Source organism: Paraburkholderia sp. 22099 (genome assembly GCF_052045835.1).
In the GTDB taxonomy this organism is placed as follows: domain Bacteria; phylum Pseudomonadota; class Gammaproteobacteria; order Burkholderiales; family Burkholderiaceae; genus Paraburkholderia; species Paraburkholderia terricola.
In genome coordinates this window covers 1-1,650 of sequence record NZ_JBQEPU010000078.1, presented here as the reverse complement: position 1 = coordinate 1,650, position 1,650 = coordinate 1, and the positions used below count along the sequence as shown (strand labels likewise).

2 protein-coding genes are annotated in these 1,650 nt (G+C 62.2%); both read right to left on the bottom strand.

From position 1 onward, the window contains the following. Positions 1 to 102: 102 nt before the first annotated feature. Positions 103 to 861 (bottom strand): IS21-like element helper ATPase IstB, encoded by a 759-nt coding sequence (istB, locus tag ACTJLC_RS31695; RefSeq protein WP_114164456.1) that lies wholly within the window; start codon positions 859 to 861, stop codon positions 103 to 105. 9 nt (positions 862 to 870) lie between these two features. Continuing rightward, the coding region (locus ACTJLC_RS31690) for a Mu transposase domain-containing protein (protein ID WP_440846406.1) at positions 871 to 1,650 on the bottom strand (780 nt) is incomplete at its 5' end.

Here is a 1,650-nt window from a genome sequence, read left to right as displayed (position 1 = left end):
TGCGTAATTCGTGGAAGCTGGACACGCGTTTCGCGTGAAGGTGGACAGCGGTTTCGCGCGAAGCTGGACGTTCGGAGCGCAGCGACGCGGGGGTTTCGATATTTACTCTGACTGCTGGTTTTCGGTCAAACTCTTTTTGCGTTTTCGCATCGAATCACCGCTGAGATTGATGCGATAGGTGTTGTGCACGAGCCGGTCGAGAATGGCATCGGCGAGCGTCGGATCGCCGAGCGCGGCATGCCAGCTATCAACTGGAATCTGGCTGGTTACCAGGGTTGAGCGGTGGCCGTGGCGATCATCGAGGATCTCAAGCAGGTCACGCCGTGTGCTGTCAGTCATCGGCGCCATCGCGAGATCGTCCATGAGCAACACGTCGGTCTTGGCCCACTGCGCCAGCAGCCGGGCATAGCGACCACTACCGTGTGCGATGGCGAGCTCCTCGTTCAGTTTGGGAACTCTCAGGTATAGCGCGGAGTAACCAAGACGACACGCCTGGTTCGCCAGCGCACACGCCAGCCAGGTCTTGCCCAGGCCCGTGGCGCCGACGATCACGGCGTTGTTGCGCTCACGAATCCAGGTGCCGGTGAGAAGCTGGCTGACGAGTCCACGATCCAGGCCGCGTGCCGATCGGTAGTCGATGTCTTCGGGCACCGCGTCGGAGAACTTGAGTTTCGCCCGGCGCAACCGCGCCGCAGTCTGCCGGGATTCGCGCACGCTGACCTCCCGTTCGACGAGAAGCCCCAGCCTCTCTTCGAAACTAAACGCCTCGACGTCGGCGAGTCCCTGCTGCTCGGTAAGCGCGTCAGCCATGCCGTTCAGGCGCAGTTCGTGCAGTTTGTTAATGGTTGGGTGTTTCAGCATAGTGCTTCCTCAGTGGTAGTAATCGGGCCCGCGCACATTGGCGTGCGCAAGCGGCAGGTCGGGCTGTACCGCAACCGGCGATGGCTGCTGGTCCAGTCCATTCTTCAGCGTCGAGTCGATGAAGCGGTAACTCGGCGCTTTCAGATCGATGGCGCGGCTGCAGGCGGCTTCCAGCCGCTGGTTGCCGTAGTCTTTGGCCAGTCGCAGTACGCCCAGGCAGGTGCGATAGGCCTGCTGCGGATGCTGACGGCCGCCGAGCAGATGCTGGATGACGGCATCTGTGTGCGGGCCGATCGTGGCGGCCCAGTTGCGCAGGCGCTGCGGGTCCCAGCCGGTGATGGCCTGATGATTGGCCGGCATGTGCTCGGTCAGCGTGGTGTGAGCGCCGCGGCGATCGCTCTTTGCGTGCGCGGCGATGCGCGTGCCGCGACGGAAGACTTCGACGGTGGCTGTGGTGTAGCGGACGTCAACCTGTTCACGCGCGAAGCGGTGAGGGACCGAGTAGTAATGGCCGACGAGTTCGATGTGATAGTCAATGCCGACACGGGCGACCTTCCAGTCGGCGTATTGATAAGGGTGCGCCGGTAACGGCTTGAGTGCTGCGCGCTCGAGTTCTTCAAAGGCGGTTCGCCGCGAACCGGGTAGTTTCTTGAATGCCTTGTCGTTCAGGCTCACAAGCAGCGCGGCGATCGCCCGGTTGGCTTCGGCAAGACTGAAGAAGCGTTGTTTGCGCAACCGGGCGAGAATCCATCGTTGTACGAGGAGCACTCCCTGCTCGACCTTGGCCTT